Origin of the sequence: Spiroplasma sp. hy2, assembly GCF_044714365.1 — a bacterium.
Classification (GTDB): domain Bacteria; phylum Bacillota_I; class Bacilli_A; order Mycoplasmatales; family Mycoplasmataceae; genus Spiroplasma; species Spiroplasma phoeniceum.
Genome location: NZ_RXFZ02000066.1, coordinates 1 through 5,263 on the forward strand (window position 1 = coordinate 1; position 5,263 = coordinate 5,263).

General features: G+C 24.5%; 6 protein-coding genes. All 6 read right to left on the reverse strand.

The features are described from left to right. Positions 1–135 precede the first annotated feature (135 nt). Positions 136–720: a thymidine kinase gene (locus tag EHV01_RS03030; protein WP_415745427.1), complete on the reverse strand. Its 585-nt coding sequence runs from the start codon at positions 718–720 to the stop codon at positions 136–138. 2 nt (positions 721–722) lie between these two features. Then, the gene (locus EHV01_RS03035) at positions 723–1,685 is read right to left on the reverse strand and encodes a DHH family phosphoesterase (RefSeq protein ID WP_422066147.1); all 963 of its coding nucleotides are present in this window, start codon (positions 1,683–1,685) and stop codon (positions 723–725) included. A 13-nt stretch (positions 1,686–1,698) separates the two neighbouring features. Continuing rightward, positions 1,699–3,624 (reverse strand): hypothetical protein, encoded by a 1,926-nt coding sequence (locus tag EHV01_RS03040; protein WP_422066148.1) that lies wholly within the window; start codon positions 3,622–3,624, stop codon positions 1,699–1,701. A 178-nt stretch (positions 3,625–3,802) separates the two neighbouring features. Further along, entirely contained in the window at positions 3,803–4,108 is a 306-nt protein-coding gene (gene rpmE / locus EHV01_RS03045; RefSeq protein ID WP_126821167.1) for a 50S ribosomal protein L31, read from the reverse strand. A gap of 83 nt (positions 4,109–4,191) precedes the next feature. Further along, positions 4,192–4,836 carry a nitroreductase family protein gene (locus EHV01_RS03050; protein ID WP_422066149.1) on the reverse strand — a complete coding sequence of 215 codons (645 nt, stop codon included), beginning with the start codon at positions 4,834–4,836 and terminating at the stop codon, positions 4,192–4,194. A gap of 28 nt (positions 4,837–4,864) precedes the next feature. Then, positions 4,865–5,125, reverse strand: a complete 261-nt coding sequence (locus tag EHV01_RS03055) for a hypothetical protein (RefSeq protein ID WP_422066150.1) — start codon at positions 5,123–5,125, stop codon at positions 4,865–4,867. Positions 5,126–5,263: the final 138 nt, after the last annotated feature.

The window sequence follows — 5,263 nt, forward strand, 5'->3', positions numbered from 1 at the left end:
ARTTTAAAAAATATAAAGCAAAATCATAATCTTACACAAAATTAGTTTTCAAATTGTCATATTGATGATTTTTTTTATTTCATCAAGAGTTTTCGACAAAATTAAAGCTTTTTGTTAACATTTTTTCCCCCTACATTAGTATGTTACTTCATGGCAATGACGACAGCGAGCTTCATATTTATCCTTTTCACCAATTAAAACAATTGGATCATAATAATTAGCTGGTTTCCCATTAATTAAACGTTGGGTTCTATTTGCTAAATTTCCACATCTAACACAAATTGCATGCAATTTCTTAACCTCTTCTGCTCGTGTCATTAATTGTTCAACATTAATAAAGGCTTCACCTCGAAAATCTTTATCTAAACCATTAACAATAACAATAATTCCTTTATCTGCTAAAGAATCAGCAAGTTTAACAATATTATTATCAAAAAATTGGACTTCATCAATCCCAACAACATTTGTTGTTGGTTTAAGGTTTGTTAATAACTCTTCAGAATTCTTAACTGATATTGCTTCAACTGCTTTTTTGCTATGACTAACAACTTGGTTTTCACTATAACGATTATCAATTGTTGGTTTAAAAACTTGAATTTCAAATTTAGCATAACCTAGGCGAACTAAGCGGCGAATAAACTCTTCGGTTTTTCCAGAAAACATACAACCAGTGATAACTTCTATTCAGCCTATTTGAGCTTTACTATTTAAAAAATACATTCTTAACCTCCCATATATTTAATGTTATTTTTAATTACAAAACTTAAGTCTTTTAAAACTCGTTCTAAATCTTCTCACTGATAAATTTTTGCACCGCTTGCTAACTGATGACCACCACCATAGTACTTTTCTGCTACTTTATTAATAATATAAGTATTACTACGAATGCTAAGGTTTATATAACCCTCTGCTTTATTTTCAATTACTCACATTCAAATTTTAAATTCTTTAATATTACTCATAATATTAACCCATGGTTTAACAGTCTCATAACTCATATTATGTTCTTTTAACATTTCATCAGTTATCTTAACATAACTAATTTCTTTATCATAAATAACTACTTGCGATAACAAATAATTTTTAAAGCGTACATTAACTCATGATTCTTCATATAAATTTTGATAAATTGATTGCAAATCAAAACCTGTCGCAACTAATTGCCCTGCTAACATAAAAGTATTGTGGCAAGTTTTACTATACATAAAACGATTTGAATCTGTTACAATTCCAGTAAAAATTAATTTGGCTGCCTCTGGTGTTACTATTAATTTTGATGTTAAAACTAACTCAGCAATCATTTCTGAAACTGCAATTTTAGTTTCATCAATTCATTGTATATCACCAAATGGCGTAACATTAGGATGATGATCAATTTTAATAACTTCTTTTGCTTTCTGCCAATATTTACTATCAATTGGTTCAATGTTCGCTGTATCAGTCACAATTACTAATGCATCTTTATAATCTTCTGCTTGAAGAAGATCAGGTGTTGCTAAGAAGGCTAAAAAATCATTTGGTGCACCATCAACTAACACCCTCTTATTTGGAAAATTATCTTTAATGAATTGTGCTAATCCAAATGCTGAACCATATGCATCACCATCTGGTGAAATATGACGTAAACAAATAATTGTCTTATAATCTTTAATTTTTTGTAAAATAATTCCTTTTAAATCTTGCATTTGTTTTCCTCGCTTATATGTTAACAACTAAATTATTGTTAACTTTATCATAAACTAATAATGCATTCTTTTCAAAATATATTGTTGTTGTTTTTTTTAAATTTAGTTCTTTTTCTGACACTAAAATTTTAAAAATAACTTCATCATTAACTTCAAAAAAGCAAACAATTGATTTAAAGACTTTTTTAATTGACTTAACATGTCCTTTATATAATAAATGTAAATCTTTGTTAAATTCCTTTGTCTTTTGGAATGAGATTAAGTTTGGATTAACTGCTAAATAATATTTTTTTTGATCAATTAATTTAGTTCCTTTAGGTAATTTAATCTTAATTTTTTCATTTTCTAAAACATTTTCTGCTATAGAATATTTCATACTAAAAACATTTTCTGAACTATTATACATTATTTGATATAAATTAATTGTATTAGGTAAAAATTCAGCATGATTTTTTGACATCAATTTGTAATTATTATCCTTATCAAAAAATAATAATTGTGTAACATAATTTTTAATATTCTCAATGTTCTTTGTTAAAACTAAAAAAGTTAACTGTGGATTATAGTTTTTTAAACTAAGTAAAATTTCATTTAATTCATTTGCTTCATTATGAGTTAAATTGTCAAAAGTATTATGTAAAATAATTAATTCTTTCTTACTTAAAATGGCATTAATCAATCTAATTTTAGTATGATCAAAACTACTTAAATTTTTAGTAAGTTTAAATCAATTCATTTTAATATTTAAATTACTCATTAATTTTTTAACTTCTTCAAAAGCTTGATTATAAACTGTTACAACTTTTTCATTTGCTTCTTCAATAGCAAGTGAATTATCTTTTTCACGAGTTTCTAATGTATTATTTAATAATTCCAAATGATATTTATGAAAATATTCTAAAACTTTTCCCTTAATAATTGTTGCTTCATCTGGTAATAAATTTGCAATTAATTGTTCTTGTTTTTGATTATAATTAAATCATTGATCTTCTGATAATTTTGTTCAAGTAATTATATTTGAGGAATTACTTTTATTTAAAATTCCTTTAATAACACTCTTATGTTTACTATCTTTTAAAACCATATTTATAACATTAAGACGATATTTTTTTAATGCTTTTCGTGCTTTAATTAAAAGATAACGTTCATATGTAATTTCAGTCTGCAATATTTTTAAATACTTTTCACAAACTAATTTTGCCCCAATAAAACCAAAACTTTTATCTTTAAGTTTTCTTTTTTTAGCAATTTCATAACAATCACACAAATAATCTAAGTCAGAAATATAATAAATTTTATCTCATAAAGCTTGTAAAAATGCAAGATAACCTTTATATACAGGAATTTCTTCTCTTTTGTAAGTATAAGTATGTAAACTTTGAATAAAAATTGAATCTTTATCATCATCTAAAATTTTACTAATTTCTTTTTTATGGAATTCACTAATTTGAGTTAAATAAGTCTCAATTCATTCTTCTTTAATATGAATTGAATTATTAAAATATTCATTAATGATTTTATCTATTTTTAATATTAAATCTTGTTTATTTAAATCATTACCAATAAAAACTAAATTTTTATAAAAATATTTATTTTTATTATATTTTAATGAACTATCATGTAAAAATTTTGGCGTTTTTAAAATATGATAAGCCAAGCGTAATTTTGTTGGTAAAAAAGCTAATCTTAATGGGGCGGGTGATACATAACCAATTCTACGTTCTTTTGGTAATAAAGTTGTGATATTTCTATTGTTTAAATAAATTGTTCCATTACGTGGTTTTTTCTTTCCCAATAACAATTTTAAAAAATATAATTGTGAAAACTTATTCTCAAAATGAGTCCCCAAAATTTCTTGACTATCAACACTAAAATTTAAATCACTAAAAATAATTTTTTTATATCGTTTATACTTTAAATTATTAATTTTCAATCCCATTAAAATACCACGCTCCCAATTAATTTTATTATACCCAAATAAAAATAATAAAAAATAGTTATTGTTAAGTTAAACTTATATTTCCGCTAATTTTTGAAGAATTATGTTTCTAATTTAATAAAATTACATTACAAAATATCAAAAAAACCTTTATCTTAAAAAGATAAAGGTTTACCAATTATTCTGCTTTTTGTTCATCAGATTTTGGTTTCGCTGTTTTTTTGTTAAGTTCTTTTTGTGCTTTTGATGCTTTTTCTGTTTGTTTTACTAACTCTTCTTTTTTATTAAATTTAGATTTAAATCGTTCAACACGTCCAGCTGCATTAGCAAACTGTTGACTTCCTGTATAGAAGGGATGGCATGAAGAACAAGTATCAACTTTTAATTCTTCTCCTTTAGTAGAACCACTTATGTACTCAGTTCCACAAGTTGTACACATAATTTTAGTATCAAAATATTTTGGATGGATTCCTTCTCTTGCCATATAACTCACCTCACTTTTAATAATATGACTGCATATTATTTGCATGTAAATAATGATAACACATATTTTAAAAAAAACAAAGATTATTTAATAATCTTTGCAAATTCATTAAAATCAATTCTAACACGTGGCATTGTTGCTTTATCATCATCTTCATCATAGTATCCTAACGCTAAAGCTAAGACTGTATGATATTTTCCTTGATCAAACGTACAATGTTTTGCTAATAACTCATCACATTTTTTTGCATCAAAACCACCCATAATAGTAGTTCCTATTCTTAAATCAGCAGCTTGAATTGTAATAAAACTAGTTACAATATGAGCTTGTTCTGAAACAAATGCAGAAAGATGTTCTTTTTGTTGCAAAAAAGTTTGATATTTTTTAATTGCCTTTTCTAAATCATCTGCTTGATTAATAACTCGTTCTAAGCGTTTTGTTAAAAATTCAGTTGAAACTAAATAAGATGGATTAGTACCCGTAATAAGCATTATACAACTAGCATTTTTGACTTTTTCTTGATTTCAGCCAAGCACTGCTTCATCAGCAAATTTCTTTTTTAATTCTTGATTTGTAATACTAACAACATTAGTTACTTCAATTCCTAATGAACAAGGTGCTAAGTGCCCTGCTTCAAGTATTACTGTTAAATCTTTTTGATTAATTACTTTTTCACTATTATATTTTTTAATAGTTTTTCGTCAATTAATTGCATTTTTTACTGTCATTTAATATTATTATCTCCTTTAATTTTTATTACTCATTAATTTTTGTCAAAGCAACGTTTAATACATCAACACTTTTTGCAAAAGGAGGTGAATATGGTAGATCTAAATACTCAATTTCACCAATTTTAGTTTTTGTTCAAATAATTGGGATTAAAGCATTGATTCTTAAACTAGCTTTATTATAAACAAAAATTTGTGCACCAACAATAATTTTAGCTTTTTGGTCATAAATAATTTTAATTGTTACTTGTAGTATACCACATACATTTTGGAGATTCCAACAAAACAAGGAAAAATAATAAAATATATAATTTAAAATAAAAAAATATCATTAAAAATGATAAATATATAAATAAAAATTATAAAATTGGTACACTAAAAAATAGTTTAAATAAAACTTTATAAATTTTAAATTATTTAGTTAAAT